This window comes from Polaromonas sp. YR568 (assembly GCF_943369675.1).
In the GTDB taxonomy this organism is placed as follows: Bacteria; Pseudomonadota; Gammaproteobacteria; order Burkholderiales; family Burkholderiaceae_C; genus Polaromonas.
This window is the reverse complement of the sequence record NZ_CALROB020000008.1, coordinates 35138-57369: the sequence shown is the minus strand read 5'-3', so window position 1 is coordinate 57369 and position 22232 is coordinate 35138. Positions and strand designations below refer to the sequence as shown.

General features: G+C 65.9%; 16 protein-coding genes. 13 read left to right on the top strand and 3 right to left on the bottom strand.

Going from position 1 to position 22232, the window contains the following annotated elements:
- Positions 1–24 precede the first annotated feature (24 nt).
- The 4 genes from ACLV8F_RS05870 to ACLV8F_RS05855 all read left to right on the top strand — a co-directional run bounded on the left by ACLV8F_RS05870 (position 25) and on the right by ACLV8F_RS05855 (position 3381).
- The gene (locus ACLV8F_RS05870) at positions 25–936 is read left to right on the top strand and encodes a LysR family transcriptional regulator (RefSeq protein WP_411883304.1); all 912 of its coding nucleotides are present in this window, start codon (positions 25–27) and stop codon (positions 934–936) included.
- Positions 937–1128: 192 nt separating this feature from the next.
- Entirely contained in the window at positions 1129–1962 is an 834-nt protein-coding gene (locus ACLV8F_RS05865; RefSeq protein WP_411883303.1) for a universal stress protein, read from the top strand.
- Between the two features lie 226 nt (positions 1963–2188).
- Positions 2189–2608 (top strand): response regulator transcription factor, encoded by a 420-nt coding sequence (locus ACLV8F_RS05860; protein ID WP_411883302.1) that lies wholly within the window; start codon positions 2189–2191, stop codon positions 2606–2608.
- Positions 2609–2622: 14 nt separating this feature from the next.
- Positions 2623–3381 (top strand): helix-turn-helix domain-containing protein, encoded by a 759-nt coding sequence (locus tag ACLV8F_RS05855; protein WP_411883301.1) that lies wholly within the window; start codon positions 2623–2625, stop codon positions 3379–3381.
- Positions 3382–3396: 15 nt separating this feature from the next.
- Here ACLV8F_RS05855 and ACLV8F_RS05850 read toward each other — a convergent pair whose 3' ends face one another.
- Positions 3397–4521, bottom strand: a complete 1125-nt coding sequence (locus tag ACLV8F_RS05850; RefSeq protein WP_411883300.1) for a fatty acid desaturase — start codon at positions 4519–4521, stop codon at positions 3397–3399.
- 447 nt (positions 4522–4968) lie between these two features.
- Here ACLV8F_RS05850 and hemN point away from each other — a divergent pair, with 447 nt between their 5' ends.
- Positions 4969–6351 carry an oxygen-independent coproporphyrinogen III oxidase gene (gene hemN / locus ACLV8F_RS05845; RefSeq protein ID WP_411883299.1) on the top strand — a complete coding sequence of 461 codons (1383 nt, stop codon included), beginning with the start codon at positions 4969–4971 and terminating at the stop codon, positions 6349–6351.
- Between the two features lie 29 nt (positions 6352–6380).
- Positions 6381–7067 carry a sulfite exporter TauE/SafE family protein gene (locus ACLV8F_RS05840; protein ID WP_411883298.1) on the top strand — a complete coding sequence of 229 codons (687 nt, stop codon included), beginning with the start codon at positions 6381–6383 and terminating at the stop codon, positions 7065–7067.
- A 19-nt stretch (positions 7068–7086) separates the two neighbouring features.
- On the opposite strand, the gene ACLV8F_RS05835 is transcribed toward ACLV8F_RS05840, so the two are convergent.
- Complete coding sequence (locus ACLV8F_RS05835) at positions 7087–8043, bottom strand: LysR family transcriptional regulator (protein ID WP_411883297.1); 957 nt, start codon at positions 8041–8043, stop codon at positions 7087–7089.
- Positions 8044–8186: 143 nt separating this feature from the next.
- Here ACLV8F_RS05835 and ACLV8F_RS05830 point away from each other — a divergent pair, with 143 nt between their 5' ends.
- The 7 genes from ACLV8F_RS05830 to ACLV8F_RS05800 all read left to right on the top strand — a co-directional run bounded on the left by ACLV8F_RS05830 (position 8187) and on the right by ACLV8F_RS05800 (position 18684).
- Positions 8187–9050 carry a fumarylacetoacetate hydrolase family protein gene (locus ACLV8F_RS05830; RefSeq protein ID WP_411883296.1) on the top strand — a complete coding sequence of 288 codons (864 nt, stop codon included), beginning with the start codon at positions 8187–8189 and terminating at the stop codon, positions 9048–9050.
- Positions 9051–9085: 35 nt separating this feature from the next.
- A complete protein-coding gene (locus ACLV8F_RS05825; RefSeq protein WP_411883295.1) occupies positions 9086–10069 on the top strand; it encodes a Bug family tripartite tricarboxylate transporter substrate binding protein in 984 nt (327 codons plus the stop codon).
- Positions 10070–10123: 54 nt separating this feature from the next.
- Positions 10124–11326, top strand: a complete 1203-nt coding sequence (locus ACLV8F_RS05820) for a 3-hydroxybenzoate 6-monooxygenase (RefSeq protein WP_411883294.1) — start codon at positions 10124–10126, stop codon at positions 11324–11326.
- Positions 11327–11346: 20 nt separating this feature from the next.
- Positions 11347–12399: a cupin domain-containing protein gene (locus ACLV8F_RS05815; RefSeq protein ID WP_411883293.1), complete on the top strand. Its 1053-nt coding sequence runs from the start codon at positions 11347–11349 to the stop codon at positions 12397–12399.
- A gap of 26 nt (positions 12400–12425) precedes the next feature.
- Complete coding sequence (locus ACLV8F_RS05810; protein WP_411883292.1) at positions 12426–13151, top strand: class II aldolase/adducin family protein; 726 nt, start codon at positions 12426–12428, stop codon at positions 13149–13151.
- A 58-nt stretch (positions 13152–13209) separates the two neighbouring features.
- Positions 13210–14190: a tripartite tricarboxylate transporter substrate binding protein gene (locus ACLV8F_RS05805; RefSeq protein WP_411883291.1), complete on the top strand. Its 981-nt coding sequence runs from the start codon at positions 13210–13212 to the stop codon at positions 14188–14190.
- A 312-nt stretch (positions 14191–14502) separates the two neighbouring features.
- A complete protein-coding gene (locus tag ACLV8F_RS05800) occupies positions 14503–18684 on the top strand; it encodes a filamentous hemagglutinin N-terminal domain-containing protein (RefSeq protein ID WP_411883290.1) in 4182 nt (1393 codons plus the stop codon).
- A gap of 95 nt (positions 18685–18779) precedes the next feature.
- On the opposite strand, the gene ACLV8F_RS05795 is transcribed toward ACLV8F_RS05800, so the two are convergent.
- Positions 18780–22118, bottom strand: a complete 3339-nt coding sequence (locus tag ACLV8F_RS05795; RefSeq protein WP_411883289.1) for an acetate--CoA ligase family protein — start codon at positions 22116–22118, stop codon at positions 18780–18782.
- Between the last annotated feature and the right edge of the window lie 114 nt (positions 22119–22232).

Sequence of the window (22232 nt, the reverse complement as noted above, 5' to 3'; positions counted from 1 at the left end):
GGGCTATGTAGAAAGGAATACATAATGCGCGGATTCGAGTTCGCTGAGCTGAAAGCTTTTGCCGCCGTGGTCGAACGTAAAAGCTTTGCCCGGGCTGCAGAGCATTTGGGCCTGTCACCTTCCGCGCTCAGCCAGACCATTCGACAGCTGGAAGGCCGGATCGGCACACGCCTTCTAAATCGCACGACACGAAGCGTTGCGCCATCGGCAAGTGGCGAATTGCTCTATGGGCGAATAGCCCCGCTGTTTCGGGAGATGGCTGCCGCACTCGCTGAAGCCAGTGAAGCCGCGGGACAAACCAGGGGCACACTTCGTATCAACACGCTGGGAATCGCGGCGAGAACCATCATTGCGCCCAGGCTTTCACGCTTCCATCAGGCCTACCCTGACGTTGTGCTCGACATCGTGGTTGATGACGCGCTGGCCGATATCGTCGTCGGCCGCTTTGACGCCGGCATTCGCGTGGGTGGACGGCTTGAGAAGGACATGATTTCCGTCCGCCTCACGCCGGACTTGAAAATGGTTGCGGTGGCGTCTCCCGATTACCTCGCGCGCCGGGGCATACCCAAGTCACCCGCCGATCTGCATAACCACGCATGCATCAACTGGCGGCTACAGATGGACGGCAGGCACTATCGCTGGGAATTCGGGCAAAGGGGGAAGCGACTCGAAGTCGCCGTAGACGGCCCCGTCGTCACCAACCACGCTGACATCGGCGTGGCTGCCGCGCTGAACGGGCTCGGCATTGCCTATCACTTTGAGCGGGATGGCGTGGGTGAATTGTTGGCTCAGGGGCGGCTGGTCCAGGTCCTTGCGGACTGGTCGGTTTCACGCAGTGGCCTGTTTCTCTACTATCCGAACAGGCAGCATCGACCAGCCCCCCTCGGTGCATTCATCGACTGTCTGCTGGATCGAAAACCGTTCGATCGGCTTTAGCGAGGGCCTGTCGGCACAGCCGCAAGCCGTCAGCGTGATCTCCATGCCACCCATATCACTCGATCACTCGATCACTCGATCACGCGGTACACGCAATTGGTGTCAATAGGCCCTGGTTGACCAAAATCAACAACAAGACCGGCGGGCCTGCCTACAGTCAGGGCATCCAAACTCTGCACCGGGAGGTGTTCCATGAGCGATGAACTGAAACAGTTGCTGGTCCATGCCGATGCCACGCCGCAGTTCGCGCAACGCCTGGAATTTGCCTGCCGGCTGGCCGCCCGGCACGGGGCAGGCGTCACCGCGCTGTATGCCTCGCCCTCGGCCTCGGAGGCGCTTCCCGTTACCTCCGGCATGGGACCGGGCCTGGCCGTAAAGCGCGAAAACCTGCAGGACACCGAGCTGGCGCGCGCGCGCTCGGTGTTCGAGCAACTCAGGCCCGAAGGCTTGCCGGCCGCCTGGGCTGAAATCCATGAATTCCCTCTGGTATCGGCCTTTGCCGAACAGGCGCTTTATGCCGACCTGCTGGTGCTGGGCCAGCACGGCCCGGGGGAGGGCTGGTCCACATTGATGCCTGCGGATTTCGTGGAGACCGTGATCGCCCTGAGCGGCCGGCCGGCGCTGGTGCTGCCCTATACCTCGGTCAAGCCCGATTTGCCGGGCAATGTGGTGGTCGCCTGGAAGCCCACCCGCGGCGCGGCGCGCGCGGTGACGGCGGCCCTGCCCATCCTGCGCCAGGCGAACTCGGTACAGGTCCTGAGCTGGGGCGTGGATGCCTGGACGGCGGACGGCGGCCTGGACATCATTTCCTGGCTGAAGGCCCATGGGGTGCGCGCCGCCTGGCATCGCACGGGCACGGAGCCGGAAAAGCTGGGCGATTTGCTGCTCTCGCGCGCCTTCGACCTGCAGGCCGACCTGCTGGTGATGGGCTGCTACGGCCGTGCCCGCGCCTATGAATGGGTGCTGGGCGGCGCATCGCGGACCGTGCTCAAAAGCATGACGCTGCCGGTGTTGATGGCGCACTGATGTTTTCGTAACACGGCACCGTACACCGTTCGCCCTGAGCCTGTCGAAGGGCTCTAACCCTTCGACAAGCTCAGGGCGAACGGTAGCTGCGGGTGTGCCGCCAGCCCACACTCGGAAAATTCCGAGGCCGCCTCGGAGCGCGGGCGCCGGCAAACCAGCTTTATCCGAGCCGGCCTTTCAGCAAAAGCCGATGTTCCGGCCGCGCCGCCTGCGCGACAGTAGGGGCATGCAACACAGCGCTTCACCCACCCGGGTTTTCCTGGCCGACGATTCGGCGCTGAGCCGCGGCCGCGTGGCCGCGATGCTGCGCGCGCAGGGCATGGAAATCGCAGGGCAGGCCGATACGCCGGAGCTGGCCGTCGCCGGCATCCTGGCGACGCGGCCCGACGTGGCGGTGCTCGACGTGCAGTTCGAAAAAGGCACAGGCATGCAGGTGCTGGAGGCCGTTCTCAAGTCCACGCGGGAGATTCCCTTCGTCGTGCTGAGCAACCATGCCGAGCCGGCCTATCGCGCGCGCTACCTGGCCGCGGGCGCCGCCTGCTTTCTCGACAAGCACGCCGAGTTCTACCAGCTCGCCGGCCAGGTGAAAGCCGCGGCCATGTTGTCGCCCCGGCGAACCACCCATCAACCCGTTTCATCCTCTTAACCCAGGGAGCCGCCATGTCCTCAGCCTGTTCAACCGCCAGCGATACTTCTTCCGCCGCCGTCATACCGCCGCTGAAGACACAATGCTCGAACTGCAACCTGCGCGACCTCTGCCTGCCCTGCGGCATGAAGCCCTCGGACGTGGACGGCCTGGACGGCCTCAAGTTCAGCCGCACCAAGGTCAAGGCGGGGGAGGCTCTCTACCATGAAGGGCAAACCTTCCGGAACATCTATGCGGTACGCATAGGCACCTTCAAGTCCAGCCTGACGCTGGCGGATGGGCGCGAGCAGGTCAGCGGCTTCCAGATGGCCGGTGAACTGATGGGCCTGGACGGCATCGCCAACGGCGCCTATGCCAGCAACTCCACCGCGCTGGAAGACACCGAGGTCTGCACCATTCCCTACGACGAGATCAGCGGCCTGGCCGCGGCCAGCACCGGCATGCAGCAGGCCGTCAGCCGGCTGATGAGCCGCGAAATCGTCAGGGAGCACAGCCTGATGATGCTGCTGGGCAGCATGAACGCCGAGGAGCGCCTGGCCGCCTTCCTGCTCAACCTGTCGCAGCGGCTCAAGCTGCGCGGCTACTCGGCCGGCGAGTTCCACCTGCGTATGTCGCGCGCCGAAATCGGCAGCTACCTGGGCATGAAACTGGAGACCGTGAGCCGCACCTTCTCCGCCTTCCAGCAGCAGGGCATCCTTGAGGTCGACAAGCGCCACATCCGCATCCTGGACCAGGCAGCCCTGCAGCGCGTCTTCGACACGCGCGTCCATTAATAAGCTGTTCACGGCCTAAACGGGGCCGGCCATGCCCTGGGAAGTAGGGCGGCCGGCAAAGTCCGTCCACTGCCGCCGCCCGAAGTCATAGAGCTTGCAGCGCCGCGCCGTGTCGAAATACCAGCCCCAGGAAAAGGGCTGCACCACGATGTGGCCGGGCAGTTTTTCCTCCAGCAGGGCCTGGGCCTTTTTGAGGCGGTACAGCGGCACGCCCATGTCCACGTGGTGGGCGGTGTGCTCCATGATGTGGTGCAGCGCCGCGCCGAAAAACGAATTGAAGGTCAGGTGCACCGTGGTGGAGACAAAGGGGTTGGCGTCGGACCAGCTCTTCTTGTTGTCGTACCAGGCGATGCTGGTGTGCGTGTGGTGCACATAGACGACAAAGCCGATGAGGCCGTTCCACACCAGCAGCGGCAGGAAGAAACCCACGGCCAATAGCCAGAGTGCTGACTGGCCGGTCGCCGTTGCCGCGGCCACGAGGCCCGCGATCCATGCGGCGGCAGCCGCGGTGACCAGCAGGCTGTCGGCCACAAAGATGCGGCGCCGCGTGGGCATCACGGCTTTGGATGGAAAGTACAGCCGCTTCCACCAGATCTCCACGAGGTAGTACAACCAGGGCGCCCAGCCGCTGCGATATGCGCGCTCCAGGGTCCGCTTCCAGGCGGGCATGCTCTCATAGGCCTCCAGCGTCGCGGGCTGCCAGACGAAGTCAAAGCCGCTGAGGTTGGTGTAGCCGTGGTGCACGATGTTGTGCCCCACGTCCCACAGGCTGTAGGGCGTCAGCGAGGGCAGGAACAGCAGCCGGCCCAGCCAGCGGTTGAGCTTGCGGTGCGGGGTGAAGCTCTGGTGGCAGGCGTCATGGCCCAGGATGAACAGCCTGGCGATCATGAAGCCGGCCAGCAGGCCCATGAGCAGTTGCACGGAGGGCAGGCTCGCGAGCACCGCCCCGGCCATGCATGCGGCGAAGAGGGCAAGGTCCGCCAGGGACATCGCCAGGGCGAGGCCGGTGTTTTTGGCCGAAATGGGGAGAAGCCAGGAGCGCAGGACTTTGCGGTGCGGAAGGACGGTGGCCTGGTGGGCTTTGTCTGCCTGGATTGCCGGATTTTCTTGTATTGCTTGGATTGCTTGTGACAGGGACATGAAGGATGAAGGGTTGGCGGCCGGGGCCGTCGACCCAGGTGCAATGGGGAAGCCGCCAGCTTACGGCGCGCCCTTCGCGGCGATTTGACGCAGGTCAAAGACGGGGCAAACGAGGCGCGGCGCCCCGGCGGCTGGGCCTTCGTTGATCCACATCAACGCCGCGAGGCCGGGCGGGCGGCACAGTGGAGGCCTCACTTCCTGAACCTAGAAACCGCAGTTGACCGCTTGCGAACTTCTTGAGAGCCTCATGAAAACTGACTTTTTCCTCTTCGTTGACGGCGCCCGGCTGGACGACAACGCTATGCGTCCGATTGCGCCGCGCACGCCGCGCCATGCTGTGTTGCTCCGCCTTGTGGGCATTAGCCCACGGCGTTGTCGCGCCTTGCCTGGCACGCCCTGCGCAGCACACTCAGACGCATCCAACTACTGTTTCTAGGTTCACCCCCCATGCCCGCTGTTCTACCCCAGGCCCTTCGCAAATTCGACATCTCCGGCCCGCGCTACACCTCCTTCCCCACGGCGGACCGTTTTGTCGAGGCCTTTACCGCCGCCGACCACGCCCGCGCGCTGGACGACAGGCGCGCGCGGGCCGAGACCTCGGCCGCACCGCTGTCGCTGTATGTGCACATCCCGTTTTGCGAATCGCTGTGCTACTACTGCGCCTGCAACAAGATCATCACCAAACAGCACAGCCGCGCCACCGCCTACCTGGGCTACCTGGAGCGCGAGGTGGCCCTGTACACGGCGCGCCTGGGGCAGGGCCAGCCCGTCAGCCAGCTGCACCTGGGCGGCGGCACGCCGACCTTCCTGTCCGACGCGGAACTGGCGCGGCTCATGGACATGCTCAGGCGAAACTTCGACTTCGCGCCCGGCGCGGAAATGGCCATCGAGGTCGATCCGCGCACCGTGGACAACACGCGCCTGGCCGCCCTGGCGGCCCTGGGCTTCAACCGCCTGAGCTTCGGCGTGCAGGATTTCGACCCCGACGTGCAGAAAGCCGTGCACCGCGTCCAGCCCGCCGAACAGGTCTTCGCGCTGGTCGCCCAGGCGCGCGCGCTCGGCTTTGAGTCCATCAACGTGGACCTGATCTACGGCCTGCCGCGGCAGACGCAGACCTCCTTCGCGCGCACCATCCGCCAGATCGAGGAACTCAGGCCGGACCGCATCGCCCTCTACGCCTACGCCCATCTGCCGGAACGCTTCAAGCCGCAGCGGCACATCGCGCCCGCGCTGCTGCCCGCGGCCGAGGACAAGGCGGCCATGCTGGCCGAGGCCATGCAGCGCTTCCAGGGCGTGGGCTACCGCTACATCGGCATGGACCACTTCGCGCTGGAGAACGACGCGCTGGCGGTGGCCAGCCGCGAGGGCCGGCTGCACCGCAACTTCCAGGGCTACAGCACCCAGCCCGACCGCGACCTGGTGGGCCTGGGCGTGTCGGCCATAGGCGCGGTCGGCGCCACCTACAGCCAGAACGCCAAGGACCTGGAGGAATACTGCGACCTGCTGGACCAGGGGCGCTTTCCGGTCACGCGCGGCCTGGCGCTGAGCCGCGACGACCTGGCGCGCCGCGCGGTGATCATGGCCATCATGTGCCAGGGCCGGGTCTGGTTCGAATCGATAGAACTCGCCTGGATGCTGGATTTCAAGGCCTGCTTCGCGCAGGAACTCGAACGCCTGCGCGAACTGGAGGACGCCGGGCTGGTCATGCTGTCCGACACCGGTATCGAGGTGACGCCCGAAGGCCGCTTCGTGCTGCGCGCGGTGGCCATGGTGTTTGACCGCTACCTGCAGTCCGACCTGAACCGCAGCCGGTTTTCACGCATTATTTAATCGCGCATCATTTGATTGCGGCCCTGCCCATGTTTTACGCGCTCGCCACCACGGCCCTGTTGATGGGGCTTGCCGGCGGGCCGCATTGCGCGGTGATGTGCGGCGCGGCCTGCGGCGGACTCCGGCGCATGGGCGCGCAGCCGCAGCGCCGGCCGCAGTCGCCGCTGGTCTTCCAGGCCGGGCGGCTTGTGGGCTATTCCACCGCGGGCGCTGCTGCCGCGGCGGCGGTGCAAAGTTTTGCCTGGATCACGGAACAGGCCGCCGTGGTCAAGCCGCTCTGGGTGCTGTTCCACCTGGCCGTGCTCGGCTGGGGACTGATGCTGGTGGTCAAAGCCAGCCAGCCGGCCTGGGCCGACCGGGCAGGGCGCTCGGCCTGGTCCCGGGTCGGGGCCGTGGCCGCATCGCGCGGCGGCATGTTCTCGGTCGGCGCGCTGTGGGCCTTCATGCCCTGCAGCCTGCTGTATTCGGCGCTGCTGGTCGCGTCCTTGAGCGGCGGGCCGCTGCAGGGCGCACTGGCCATGGCGGCGTTTGCCGCGGGCAGCGCTGTCTCGCTGCTGCTGGCGCCGCAACTGCTGGCCTGGCTGCGCCGCGCCGGCAACGGCCTGGGCGACCAACTTGGCGTGCGCCTGGCCGGTGGCGTGCTGGTGCTGGCCGCGGTGTTCGGTTTGTGGAGCGACATGATGCACCGCATTGCGCAGTGGTGCGGGCTGGCCTGAGGCGCGGAATCAAAGGCCTTTACGAAGCCCGGGCCTTCAAGGCGCCGCGCCCGCCGATTTCGGAAACGGCCGCATCCAGGGGAAGGTTCACCGCGGTCTCGTAGATCTGGGCGCGCAACCAGGCGTTGCCCGGGTCGCGGTGGTAGCGGTCGTGCCAGTACTGGGTGACTGCATAGCTGGGGAACCTGACCGGCAGGGACACCACCTTCACCCCTTTTTCGGCCGCAAAAATGGCGCCCAGGCGCAAGGGGACGATGGCCACCAGGCTGGAGCCGGCCACTACCTGGCCCAGGCCGAGGAAAGAGGGCACCTTGAGCGCGAAGACGCGCTGCACGCCTTTGCGTTCCAGGAACTTGTCGACGATGGCGTGTGAGGTGGCCGACAGCAGGATGTTGACGTGGCGCTCCTGCTGCAGCTGCGCCAGCGTCATGCGTTTGCCGATGCGCGGGTGGTTGCTGGACGCGATGCAGACAAAACCTTCGTCGAACAGTTTCTGCTGGTAGAAGCCGGCATTGATCTGCGCCGTGAAACCGGCCGCCAGGTCGGCCTCGCCGGACTCCAGCTGGCGCGCGGTCTCGAAGCTGAGGTTGGCGACCTCGATCTTGACGTTGGGGGCCAGCCGCTGGATCTTCGGCAGCAGGCGCGGCAGCAGCGTCATCTGGCCGACGTCCGTCATGCAGATGCGAAAACTGCGCGTGATCTCCGCGGGATTGAATTCGGCGGGCCGCACCAGGCTCTGGTCCAGCAGCTGCAGGGCCTGCCGCAGCACCGGCTCGATCAGCTTGGCGCGCGGCGTGGGCTGCATGCCCTGCGCGGTGCGCACAAACAGCGGGTCCTCATAGTGCTCACGCAGCTGGGCCAGCACCACGCTGACCGAGGACTGGCTCAGACCGACCGCTTCGGCGGCTCGCGTCACGTTCCGGGCGGCGCACAGCGCGACAAATATGCGCAGGTGGCGTAAATCGAGTTCGCTCATGGCACCCCACTATTGATATTTTCGATTGTGTGAATCGATAAATACGCATTGTATTGATAGTGCGCCCCCCGTAAATTTGAGCCCAGCCAAGGCCGCCGCAAGCAGCGGCCGTATTTCAAGAACCGACATCCATTGAGAGACACATGAAACTTTGCAGATTCAACGACGGCAAACTGGGCCTGGTGCTGGGCGAGGAGGTGGTCGACGTGAGCGCCGCACTGCGCCTGCTGCCCACCTGCAGCTATCCGCTGCCGGAGCATGACCTGCTGATTGCCAGCCTGGACGCCATTCGCGATGAAGTGGCCAAACTCGCCGCAGCCCCCGGGGCCGAACGCCATCCGCTGGCCTCGCTGCGCCTGCTGAGCCCGGTGGCGAACCCGGGCAAGGTGGTCGCCGCGCCGGTGAACTACCTCAAACACCTGGAAGAAGCGCGCGAGGACAAGGCCATCCACCACCAGAACCAGATCGGTGAAATCCAGCGTGTCGGCATGTTCCTGAAGGCCACGAGTTCCGTCGAGGGGCCCTCGGCCGGCGTGAAGATCGCGCGGCCGGACAGGCGCAACGACCACGAAATCGAGCTGGCCGTGATCATCGGGAAAGCCGGCCGCAACATCCCCGCCGCCAATGCGCTGGACCATGTGGCGGCCTATTGCATAGGGCTGGACATGACCGTCAGGGGCCCGGAAGAGCGAAGCATGCGCAAGTCACCCGACGGCTACACCGTGCTCGGCCCCTGGCTGACGACACCGGACGAGATCGCGGATCCCGCGAACCTGGATCTGGTCATCACCGTCAACGGCGAGGTGCGGCAGCGCGCGAACACGCGGGACCTGATCATGACCGTTCCGCAGCTCATAGCGTTCGCGTCCTCGTTCTACACGCTCAAACCCGGCGACGTGCTGCTGACCGGCACACCCGAGGGCGTTTCACAGGTTTTCCCCGGCGACCGCATGGTGGCCGAGATTGAAGGCCTGGGCCGCATGGAAGTCGGCATTCATGCGGATTAAAAAGCGTATCCCCATAAAAATTTGAAAGAGACAAGATGAACAAACGCATCAGAAACTGGATGGCCGGTTTTTCCCTGCTGGCGGCCCTGGCACCCGTGGCCCAAGCCCAGCCCGCGCAAGCGAAGTGGCCCACCGGCCCCGTGCGTTTTGTCGTACCGTTCCCGGCCGGCTCCGCGCCCGACGTGCTGATCCGCTTCGTCGGCGTGAAGCTGACGGACATGTGGGGGCAGTCGGTGATCGTCGACAACCGGCCCGGCGGCAGCGGGGTGATCGGCATGAACGCCATCCTCACCGCGCCGGCGGATGGAAGTGTTTTCGGCTTTGTGCAGGGCTCGGCAATCTCCGTCGCGCCCAGCATCATCAAGGACGTGAAGTACGACTTCAAGCGCGACTTTGTGCCGGTGACGCTGGCGGCGGTCTTGCCCTTTGTGCTGGTGGTCCCCGCCGATTCGCCGCACAAGACACTGGCCGACCTGCTCACGGCGGCCAGGGCCAATCCCAAAAGCGTTGAAGTCGCCGACGTGGGCCGCGGCACCGCGCCGCACCTGGCGTCGGCCTTGCTGGGCATACAGTCCGGCGCGCAATTCCTGGAGGTGCACTACCCGGGCGGCGCGCAGGCGATGCAGGCCGTGCTCGGCGGGCAGACCCAGATGATGGTGGACTCCTACAACGTTGTGGCCGGGAATGTGCAGGGTGGAAAACTGCGCGTGCTGGCCTCGATGGCGGACCGCGTCGAGCCCGGGCTTGAGCAGTTCCCGCTCGCCAACAAAACCGTTCCCGGCGCGGTGGCGCACGGCTGGTTCGCCGTGATCGCGAAGAAGGGCGTGCCTTCCGCGGCCCTCGCCAGGATGAACCGCGACCTGAACGACGTGCTGCTGCGGCCCGACGTGGTGGCGAAGTCGCGCGAGCTGGGAACCTACCCGCGCCCGGGCACACCCGAGCAGCTGCTTGAGCACATCGAGCAGGACAGGAAGACCGCACAAAGCGTGCTCGACAGGCTGGGCATCAAGCCCGAATGAGTTTCCGCCGCCGGCACCCGCGCCGGCGGCCTATCAATCCGTGGAGAGAGTTCAATGAATCCCAATTCAATGCCGGTATTGGTTGCCGGTGGCGGTATCGGGGGCCTGGCCGCGGCCCTCGCGCTGGTTCGCCAGGGCTTTACCGTCCAGGTGCTGGAGCAGGCGTCGGAAATCGGTGAGATAGGCGCAGGCGTGCAGCTCAGCCCGAATGCCTTTCATGCCTTCGACGCCCTGGGTGTCGGCGAGAAGGCGCGCAGCCGCGCGGTGTACACCGACTACGCGGTGATGCACGATGCGCTTGACGAGTACCAGGTCGGCCGGATAGAGACGGGGGAAGCCTTCCGCCAACGTTTCGGCAATCCCTATGCGGTGGTTCACCGTGTGGATGTGCACACCGCCCTGATGGAGGGCGCGGCGGAGACCGACAGGGTGGAGTTCGTCACCAGCACCCGCATCGAAAAGGTGGAGCAGGATGAAGCCGCCGGCACCGTGACGGCGACCGACCAGAACGGCAAACGCTGGACCGGCCAGGCGCTGATAGGCGCCGACGGCGGCAAGTCGGTGGTGCGTGCGCAGTACGTCAACGACCAGCCGCGCGTGACCGGCCACGTCGTGTACCGCGCCGTGGTCGACGAGGCCGATTTCCCCGCCGACCTCAAATGGAATGCCTCCAGCATCTGGGTCGGCCCGAACTGCCACCTGGTGCACTACCCGCTGCGCGGCGGCGCGCAGTACAACGTGGTGGTGACCTTCCACAGCCGCCAGCCGGAGCAGTGGGGCGTCACCGAAGGCAGCCAGGAGGAGGTCGAAAGCTACTTCCAGGGCATCTGCCCGAAAGCGCGCCAGCTCATACGCCTGCCGAAAAGCTGGAAACGCTGGGCGACGGCCGACCGCGACCCGATCGCGCAGTGGAACTTCGGCCGCGTCACCCTGCTCGGTGATGCCGCGCACCCGACCACGCAGTACATGGCCCAGGGCGCCTGCATGGCCGTGGAGGACGGCGTGACGCTGGGCGAGGCGCTGCGTGTGTCCGGCAACGACTGGGCCGAGGCGCTGGCGCTCTACCAGCGCAGCCGCGTTGCCCGCACCGCGCGCATCGTTTTGTCCGGCCGTGAAATGGGCCGGCTGTTCCATGTCTCGGGCGTGGAGCGCCTGGTGCGCAACAGCCTCTGGAAGGGCCGCAGCCAGGAGCGCTATTACGACGCCATCGAATGGCTCTACGGCTGGAACGTCAACAACTGCCTGCAGCCCGCCTGAGCCCGCACAAGGAGCATCACATGCAAGACAACAGCCGCTTCGAGTCCCTGGGACGCCTGGAAGATTTGCCCCAGGCTTACCGCGATGAACTCGCCGCCCAGAACCTGGCGCCGCTCTGGCCCAGCCTGCGCGCCATGCTGCCGCCGCACGTTCCGGCGCGCAAAACCGAAACCACGCACTGGGCCTACCAGTCGCTGCGCCCCTTGCTGCTCAAGGCCGGTGAACTGACGCCGATTGAAAAAGCCGAGCGGCGTGTCCTGGTGCTCGCCAACCCCGGCCACGGCATCGACAAGATGCAGGCCAGCCCGGCCATCTACCTGGGCATGCAGTTGCTGCTGCCGGGCGAAAAAGCGCCGGCCCACCGGCATACACCCAACGCCGTCCGCATGGTGGTGGAAGGCAAGGGCGCCTGGACCCTGGTGGGCGGCGAGAAATGCACGATGAACCGAGGCGACCTGATCCTCACGCCGAGCGGCATGTGGCACGAACACGGACATGAGGGCACGGACCCGGTGATCTGGCTGGACGTGCTGGACATCCCGCTGGTGTACTACATGGAAACCTCCTACCACGAGGAAGGCCCGCATCAGGAAGCGCAAGCCGGGCAGGGCGCCAAGGCTTATGCACGCGGCGGCGTGGTGCCGACCACGGTGTTCCAGCGTTCCGGCAACAGCTACCCCATGCTGTGCTATCCCTGGGCGGAAACAAGGGCCGCGCTGCTGTCGCTGGCGGAGGACCAGCCCGGCGAGGGCGCGGTGCAGGTGACCTACGTCAACCCGGAAACCGGCCGCGACGCGGAGAACATCCTGGGCTTTTATGCCCTGATGCTGCGCCCGGGCCAGACGCTGCGGCTGCCGGCCCGGTCACCCGCGCAGGTGCTGCACCAGATTGAAGGCAGTGCCGGTGTGACCGTGAATGCCAAGACCTTCACCTTGCTCGAAGCCGACACCGCGGTGGTTCCCGGCTACACCGCCGTTGAGCTGCGCAACCGCTCGGACCTTGAACCGGCCTTCATCTTCATGGCGGATGAATCGCCGCTGCACCGCAAGCTCGGTGTCTACGAAACGCGGTGAACTCCCCGAAACTTTGAAAGACCCCCGTGCCCCTTCATACCCCTTCCGCCGAAGTTGTCGACAAGCTCGTGTATGCCAACCGCATCCTCTATGACCAGGGCGTCGTCGACGGCCTGGGCCATGCGAGCGTACGGCACGAGAGCGACCCGGATGTCTTTCTGCTGTCCTGCAACCGCGCGCCCGGCCTGGTCCGCCGCCAGGACATCGTCTGCTACGGCCTGGACGGAAATGCCGTGTCGCAAACGAATGAGCGCCCCTACCTCGAACGCTTCATCCATGCGGAAATTTACCGGGCGCGCCCCGACGTCATGGCCGTGGTGCACAGCCACTCGCCCAATGTCATCCCTTTTGCCAGCACACAGACGGCTTTGCGGCCGATATTCCATATGGCGGGTTTCCTGGGGGAGGGCAGTGGCCACTTTGAAATCCGCGACGTCGCGGGCAACAGCGACATGCTGATCCGCAGCACCTACCTGGGCGCCGCGCTGGCTGCTTCACTGGGCCGGCACAGCTGTGTGCTGATGCGCGGGCACGGATCGACCGTGGTGGGCGCTTCCATCGAGCAGGCGGTCTACCACGCGATCTACACCGAGACCAACGCCAGGCTGCAACTGGCGGCCCAGGGCCTGGGCGAGATCACCTTCCTCAATGCCGAGGAAGCCCGGCTGTGTTCCGAGGCCAATGACGGGCAGATCCCGCGCTCGTGGAACCTGTGGATCAAGCGCCTGGGCGCCGTCGACCTGGACAGCTGAAGAAGTTTTTCCTCGTTGCCCGTCCATCACCCTTAAAACCCAAAAACAGGAGACAACCGTGATCCCCAGATTCAAACTTTTGCGCGCAGGTGCATTCGTGCTCTGCTGCCTGCCCTTGTGGCTTTCGGCCCATGCCGCCGACAAGTACCCCGAAAAGCCGGTTCGTGTCGTCGTGCCTTTCCCGGCGGGCGGCGGCACCGACACCATGGCCCGCACCCTGGGCGTGGCCTTGCAGCAGGCGCTGGGGCAACCCTTTCTGGTGGACAACAAATCCGGCGCCACCGGCAACATCGGCACCGAGTTCGTCGCACGGTCGCCGGGAGACGGCTACACGCTGCTGGTGGTGCCCAACTCCCTGGCGATCAACAAGTTTCTGTTTCCCAAACTGTCCTTCGACCCGCAGAAAAGCTTCAAGCCCGTCGCCCTGTTGGGATCATCCCCTGTGGTGGTAGGCGTCAAGGCCTCGCTGCCGGTGAACTCCATCCAGGAACTGATTGCCATGGCCCGAAAGAACCCGGGCAAGCTCAGCTATGCCTCCTGCGGGTCCGGCTCGCCGCAGCACATCGCCGGTGAACTGTTCAAGATGATGGCCAAGGTGGACATCGCCCACATTCCCTACAAAGGGTGCTCCCCGGCGGCGGTGGATGCCGCCGGCGGCCTGGTGGACGTGGTGTTCAACACCGTCGCGAACATCCGGCCCTTCGTGCAGACGGGAAAGGTGAGGGCGCTGGCCGTCACCAGCGCCAAGCGCTCGGCGCTGGCGCCTGAATTGCCGACGGTGCAGGAAAGCAATCTCCCGGGCTATGACATCGAGGTCTGGTTCGGCGCCCTGGCGCCCGCCGGAACGCCGGACGCCGTCATCGCCCGCCTCAACGCCGAGATCAACAAAACCCTGGCGCGCCCGGAAATCAGGGAGGGCATGGAAAAGATATCGTACGAAGCCGTGGGCGGAAGCAGCAAACAGTTTGCCGACGTCATCCAGCGGGACCTGGAACGCTACGGCGCGATCATCAGCAAGGCGAATATCCGGATTGACTGAGCCGGCCAGGCGCCGAACGGCTGGAGCGCCGCCACAGCGCACAAGCTGTCAGGGCAAGCCGGGCGGCTAAAACGGCTGTTTCGGGTATTTTTGGACCATTTCAGGCGCCAAAAGTGCCTGAAACGCAATAGCAGGGCGCTACCAGCTATTGAATTCTTGGCAAACAGGAGGTGTAAGGCGTCCCCAGAAAAGGGGACATACAGGTGGCAAGCGGACTCATAAGATTTAGAGGTTTTGTCACGGTTGACGCGCGCCGCGCCCGGCCAGTGCAAGGCCGCAGGGGACTCCCCCGTTTTCCGAAAGAACCTTGCCATGAAGTCGCACGCCAGCATGAACCGCATTTACCGCCTTGTCTGGAACGCTGCACTCAGCCTGTGGGTGGCCGTGGCAGAAAACGCCAAAGGCAAAAGCAAGGGCGGCTCGGCACGCAGCAGCGTTGACTGCAGTTCTATTCATCAGGGCGGGGAGGGGCGTGGCGGCGATGGTGGCAGTAGCGGGTTCACGCTCAACGCCGCGTGCAAGGCGGCGGTCGGCGCGCTGGCCTCGTTGATCTTGCCGGCCCACCAGGCCTGGGCCGCGGATGCCGCCAATGCGGCTGTGGTGGCGGGGGCGGGCAGGGTGGCCACGGCAGGCAACACCACCACCATCAACCAGGCCACGCAAAACCTGGCCATCGACTGGACCTCGCTTTCCACCCGCGCCAATGAAGCCCTGGTCTTCAACCAGCCCAATGCCTCGGCCATTGCCCTGAACCGCATCGTCGGCAGCAGTCCCAGCGAACTGCTGGGCAGCCTCACCGCCAACGGCCAGGTCTTCATCCTCAACCCCAACGGTGTGCTGTTCGGTGCCGGCTCTCAAGTGAACGTGGGTGGACTTGTGGCTTCAACACTCAGCATGAGCAATGCCGATTTCATGTCGGGCAAGCATGTGTTCACGAGTTCAGGCGGCACAGGCCCGGTCGTCAACCAGGGCACGATGACGGCAGCCCAAGGCGGCTACCTGGCCTTGCTGGCGCCTGAAGTGCGCAACGAAGGCGTGATGACCGCCAGCCTGGGCACGGCACTCCTCGCCGCAGGCAACAAGGTCACGCTCAACCTCGACAACGGCTCGCTGCTGGGCTACAGCATTGACCAGGGCGCGATCAATGCGCTGGCGGAGAACAAACAGCTGATCCAGGCCAACGGCGGCCAGGTGCTGCTCTCCGCCAGGGCGATGGACAGCCTGACGACCGCGACCGTCAACAACACCGGCGTCATCGAAGCCAGGACCCTGCAGAACAAGGCCGGCCGCATCCTGCTGATGGGCGACATGGAGAAGGGCACCGTCAATGTGGCAGGCACACTGAACGCTTCAGCACCTGACGGTGGTAATGGCGGCTTTGTGGAAACGTCGGCTGCCCATGTCAACGTCGCGGATGGCGCACGCATCACCACCAAGGCGGTAAGCGGCAAGACGGGCCAATGGCTGGTCGACCCGTTCGACTTTGTGGTCGCAACAGCGGGCGGCAACATCACGGGCGCGGCCCTCGGTGCCCAGCTGGACAACAACAACGTCACGCTGAACACCACCTCCGGCAACTCGGGCACCAACGGTGACCTGAGCGTCAATGACGCGGTGAGCTGGTCCGCCGCCAACACGCTCACACTGATCGGCGAGCGTGACGTGAATCTCAACGCCAACCTCAGCTATTCGGGCAGCGGCACCGCCGGTGTCACGGTGCAGGCGGTGCGCGACATCAACGTCGCCACCAACGTCGGTATCACCTCTACGGGGACGGGCGCGCTGCCCGTGGTGTTTGGCGGCGCGACAGTGGGCACGGCGGCAGGCGGCAACATCAACATGGCCAGCGGCTCGTCGATTGCCAGCAAGGGCGGCAATGTGAGCTTCAAGGCCAATGCCATCACGCTGTCAGGCGCAACGGTAGCGTCAGCGGGCGGCAACATTGCCATGACGGCATCGGGCGCCAACCAGTTGCTAGCAATCACCAACGCAGGAGCGACTGAATCAAGCGTGAGCAGCGCGGGCGGGCAGATCAGTCTGGCAGGCGATCGCATGACGATTGCCGGCGCGGTAAATGCAGGAACCGGCCGGGTGCTGATCACCCCGACGAGCATCACCCGGCAAATCACCCTGGCGGGCGCCGATGAGAACGCGGCCTTTAACCTGTCCAACGCCGAGCTGAACCGCATCACGGCCGGCACGCTGGCCATAGGCGGCACTACCCTCAGGGGCGGGATAAGCATCGGCGACATGGGCGGTGCGGTCAACATGGTCAGCACGTCATCGCTGAGCCTGATCAACGAAAGCGAGGACGGCCTCGGCAACATTACGCAGAGCGCGGGCCTGACGGTTGATAATTTGAACGTTGACGCCGCCAGCATCTACCTGTCCAACACATCCAACCAGATCAGCCAGATCAGTGGCCGCACTACCATAGGCACCATTGACGTCTACTCGGCCAGGGCACTGACGGTGGGAACAGTCGACGGCATGACCGGAATTGCCGGCTATGGCTCCGTTACGCTGACCAGCGGCGGCGTCCTGACGGCAACGGCCGCGGGTATCACCAACCTCGTTGGCCCAATAACCGCCTCGAGCGTCGGTGGCATGAGGCTTGACAATGCCGGCAACCGGATCGGCCAATTCGGATCTATCCAGAACAGCGGCTCTGGCGACATCATCCTGCGCAATTCCATTGACACCACCTTTTCCGGCGCCGTCTCGAATGGCGGCGGCCGCATCGACATCAACAACACGGGTACGGTGGCGCTGAACTCGCAGATCAGCTCCAGCAGCGCGAACGCGGGAAGCACCGCAGCCACAGCCGCCGTCAGTGTGGTGTCAACTCGTCGCATCAGCGCAGGCACTGGCGTTGGCCAGGTGATCACCAACTCGGGCGGCGGCTCGGTCTACCTGCAGGCCGGCAACGGCTACATCGGGGCCAGTTCGACCACCGGTGTAGCCGTCTCCACCTCCGGTGCGGTCACCGCGGTGGCGGCTGGCGGCACTTCGCAGGTCAACCTCGCCCTGGCGGGCGGCGCAACGGTAGAAAACATCAGCGCCCTCGGCACCGTCAACGTCACTACTGCAGCCGGCAACCTCGCGGTGAAGACGGTTTCAGGCAGCATCGTCACACTCAGCGCGGCGGCCGGCGCCATCCTCGACGCCAACGGCGCAGCCAACAACATCACGGCCAACAGGCTCAATGCAACTGCTGCGAACGGGATTACGCTGGGCACCAACGTCACAGGTATTCAAACACTCACAACCACCGGCGCCGCGGGCGACATAGTCATCACCGCCGCCAATGCGCTGAACACCAGCGATGTCATCGTCAGCACCAACGCAGGCGCTGCGCAAACCGTCAGCCTGGCCTCCAGCGCAGGCATCACGGTCGATACCACTTTTGGCAATGCGCAGGACAACTTCAAGCTGACGGCGACAGGCGGCAACCTCGACGTCAATGCGGCATTGACGGCCAACCAACTGACGCTGTCCACAGCAGGTACATCGGCGCAGACCGAAGCCATCACGGCCACGGGCCTGGAGCTGCTCGGCAGCGGCAGCCACGCACTCAACCACGCCGGCAACGCAGTGACCACCATCGCCGGCAACACCGGCAGCGTGGACTACTCGCAGGCCGGTGCACTGACGATTGGCACGGTCAACACCGCGGGCTTGGCAACCACAGGCAAGGTGCTGGTGCGCACCACAGACGCGGCCAGCGACCTGACGGTGGCCAATGCCGTGAGCGCGGGCAGCACCGCCGGCGATGCGCTGGTGCTGGCAGCCGGCCGCAACTTCATCAACAGCAGCGGCAGCGCCACGCCAATGACGACAGGCAACGGCGGGCGCTACCTGGTGTATTCAACCGACCCGGCGGCCAACACCTTTGGCAGCATGACCTCACCCGGCAACGCCTTCAACCGCAGTTACGCCGCCAACGGGCCCGCCGATGCCTCGACGACGTCCATCGCCGGCAACCGCTTTGTGTACAGCGTCCAGCCCACACTCAACATCAGCGGCGACAACAAGACGAAGTTTGTCGGCGGCGGCGATCCGGCGCTGACATATACGATCAACGCCGGCCTGGTCGCGGGCGACACCGCCGCCAGCGCTTTGGCCGGCGCACTGTCGGCCCCCACCGGCGCGGCGGTCACCGGCCCGACGCACGCGATCACCCAGGGCACCCTCGCATCCAGCCTGGGTTACGCCATCAACTACACGCCCGGTACGCTCACCCTCACAGACGCACCGGTCCCTGGCCCGGTGGCTGACGCACCATTGAGCCCGCTTGCCGCAGCCATTGCAGTTATTCCCGGCACATCACCGGCCCCTGGCGCGGCATACAACAGCGCCATTGAAACGGTCGGCAAGCTCGCATCGGAAAATCCCGCGGGACCAGGCGGTGGCGTGTCGGCAGCGCTTGATCGGGGCGGCGCAGCACTGAACGCATCGGCGGCGGAACGTGACCAGGATGGCGGTAGCGACTGAAATGTTGTCAACTTCATTTCGCCGGACGGCAGCAAGCCGAATGGCTTCCTGTTTCCGTCTGCAAGGCAACTATCAGGATCGATCGAAGAGGGCGTTCAATCCACCCGTTGAACAGGCGGGTAGCTGAAGCCGCCCTCCAGGTGGGCGCTGCGCGGCTGGTAAAGGCGCAGCACCAGGTAAAACGCTTCGCCCGCGGGGGCCGGCAGCCAGTTCTTTCCCTCGCCGGGATCATGGGCCTGGATAGCAATGCCCAGGCCGCCGTCGGCCTCCAGCCGCAGCCCGCGCGTGCGGTCGCCAATCGAATAACGCCCAATTGGATTGGCCGCCAGCAGGCAGTCCTTGCGCTGGTAGAGCGTGATCGACCAGAAAGCGTCCACCTGCAGCGGTGCGCCGGCGGGGAAGCGGAGCAGGTAACGCAAGCTGCCGTCGAGCTCGGCGCCGGCGGCGTCGACTTCCGCCATGATGTACATGGCCTCTTCGATGCCCAGGGTCCCTATCCAGTTGCGGGCCACACGCGCCCGTGTGGCGAAATCCCGGCCGAAGTGCGTCCGCACCGAGACGGCCGTGGTCCAGCCGCCGCCCAGCTCCGCGTCATGGCTGGCGCCGCGCAAGTCACGGTAGACCTGGGCAAGCGCCGGCTGCAGTTCGCCCGGCGAAGGCGGCCAGCCGGTCAGCGCGTGTTCCGCGGGGTTGCGGGACATCATCTCTCCAAGAACGCGCAGGTACTCGCCGGCCTCAGGAACGCCGGCGCCGCGTCCATCGAGTAGGGTGTCGATGCGGGACACGGCCGGGGAGCCGTCCGGCCGGCTGATGCTGAAGCGGCCCTGCAGGGAATGGACAAGCGCGTGGTCTTTCTCATCGTGGTCCACCAGGATGCGGCCTATGACCCAGACGTCGTCGCCCGGGGCGCTGATGGTGTGCATGCCGGCGGGCGCGGCGCCCCGCCATGCCGGGCCGTGCACGAAAAGGCGTTGCGCGCACCCGCCCGTGGTGCGCCTCCCGGCATAGGCCCAGGGGTTGGTCCACGCATCCAGGAAGCCCAGGGTCCAGTAGCGTTCGCCCATGTCGGGCACGTCGATGACGACCGGGCCGTTTGACAGGTCCAGCCAGGCGTTCGTGAAAAGCGTGTCGTTGTTCGGCGTGACGACTTCCCTGTCTTCAGGGCCGCGCAGCCGCCGTGTGTGCGTGAACTGGTTCACCCAGCGCAGCGTGGAGGCCGGGCCGTCGCCGGCGAAGCCGTGCACCGGATGACGCCGGGCGGTGTTGGCCGCGCGCATGCGCGCCATTTCAAAAAGCGGCAGCGTCTCCATCACCGCCTGGGCCGCCGGTAGCGGGGACACGGTCGCCCGGCCCAGCACCACCGCGTCCAGCGCCATCGCGCCTTTTCCGCGCGGCAGTACGGTAAAGGGGTTGATGTCGATCGCCTCCAGCGAATCACCGGCGGCCATGGCGAGATCGGACAATTTCACAATCGCCTGGGCCAGGGCGTCGACGTCGGCCATGGGCGCGCCGCGAAAACCGTGCAGCAGGGCGGTGGTCTTCAGTTCGCTGATCATGCCGCGTGCCTGGGCAAGGTCCACCGGCGCGACGCGAAATGCCACGTCGCGCAGCAGCTCCACGTTCACGCCGCCCAGGCCCAGCATCAGCACATGGCCCAGCACCGGATCGCGGTGCACGCCAAGGATGCACTCCACACCGCCGCGCACCATGGGCGCGACCAGAACACCGTCGACGCGTGCTTCGGGCGCGGCCGCCTTGACGCAGGCCTGGATGTGGTCGTAGGCCTCGCCCGCCTGCGCGGCATCCGCCACGGACAGCACCACACCGCCGACCTCGCTCTTGTGCGTGATGTCCGCGGAGAGTACCTTCATCACGACGGGAAAGCCGAGTTCGCGCGCGCCGGCGATCGCCTCGGCGCGCGATGGCGCCCGGCGCAGCGGCACCGCCGGCACGCCGTGGCCGCGCAACAGGTCCAGCGCGTCGGCCTCGTTGTACATCGCGCGATCCAGGACAACAGGCGCGGCCGGCGGAGGCTGCGCATGGCTGGCTTGCTTTCGGCTTTCGCAAAAGAAGTTCACCGCGGCAAGCACCCGGATGGCGCGGCTGGGGTCCGGGAACGTCAGGCAGCCCAGCGCTTCCAGCGCGCGTTGCTGCGCCGGGTCCGCCAGCGTGCTGAACATCACCAGGCGCCCCGGGTAGTCGCGCCGCAGCGTGCGCGCGAGCGTCTTCTGCATGTCCTGCATCACGGGTGAAAGCCCGGCGGCGGCGAGGAAGATCAGCAGGCTGCCGTAGCCGCCTTCACCGAGCATCGCCCCGGCGGCAAGCGCCAGCAGGCCGGGGTCCGAAGTCACCTGCCCGGTCACGTCCACCGGGTTGCGCGTGGCGGCGAAGGGCACGCGGGCCAGGATGCGGTCCTGCGCGGATTGCGCAAGCGGCGCGATGTCGAGGCCGGCGTCCGCCGCTTCGTCGGCCATCAGCACACCCACGCCGCCGGAGACGGTGAGCAGGCCTACGCTGGCGTTGGCGGGCAGGCCCGAGACGGCCAGGCAATGGGCGATGTCGAAGAACTCGTCGATGGTGCGGGCGCGCCAGACGCCGTACTGGCGGAACAAGGCGTCAAACGCGGCGTCGTCGCCCGCCAGCGCGGCCGTGTGCGAGGCGGCGGCCATGGCGCCGAGTTCCGTGCGCCCGACCTTCACCATGACCACCGGCTTGCCCGCCGAGCGCGCCAGGCCGAGCGCGTGCTTGAGCTTGGCGCCGTCCTTGCAGCCTTCCATGTACGCCATGATGACCTGCGTCGCCGGGTCGCGCGCCATCCACGCGATGCAGTCCGCCACCTCGATGTCCGACTCGTTGCCGGTGGTCACCCATGTGGAAAGGCCCACCTGGCGTTCGCGGGCCATGCCGTAGGCATAGGCGCCGAAGGCGCCGCTCTGGCTGGCGATGCCGACGGAGCCGGAGGGCGCGATGCCGGTGGAGACGGCCGGCGAGAAGGTCGCGTACACCCCCAGGGCGGCGTTCATGAAGCCCAGGCAATTCGGGCCGAGCACCCGCATGCCCGCTTCGCGCGCCTTGTGGATGAAGCGCTGCTGCGCCTGCGCGCCTTGTTCCCCGGTTTCGGCAAAGCCGGCCGAGAACATCACGATGTTTTTGACGCCGGCCGCCAGGGCGTCGTCCAGGGCCGCGTCGGCCTGCGCGGCGGGAATCGCGAAGATCGCCAGGTCTATGGGTTTGCCGATGGCTTGCAGGCGCGGATACACACGCAGGCCCAGGATTTCAGCGCGGCCCGGGTTGACCGGGTAGACCGCCCCGGCATAGCCGTGGTCCAGCAGGTAGCGCAAAGGCGCGGCGCCGATTTTTTCCGGCGTGGCGGAGGCGCCTACGACCGCGATGGAACCGGGCGCAAAAAAAGAATCGAGATCGGGTGGGGCCACGGCGTGCTGCTTGACGGTTGAGGAGGGCAGGGCCCCCGGGATCGCCTGCGGCCCGTGAATCAAGGCCCGCCCGCGATGCAGCCGCCCAATATAGCCAGCGGGCTTTTATCGGAC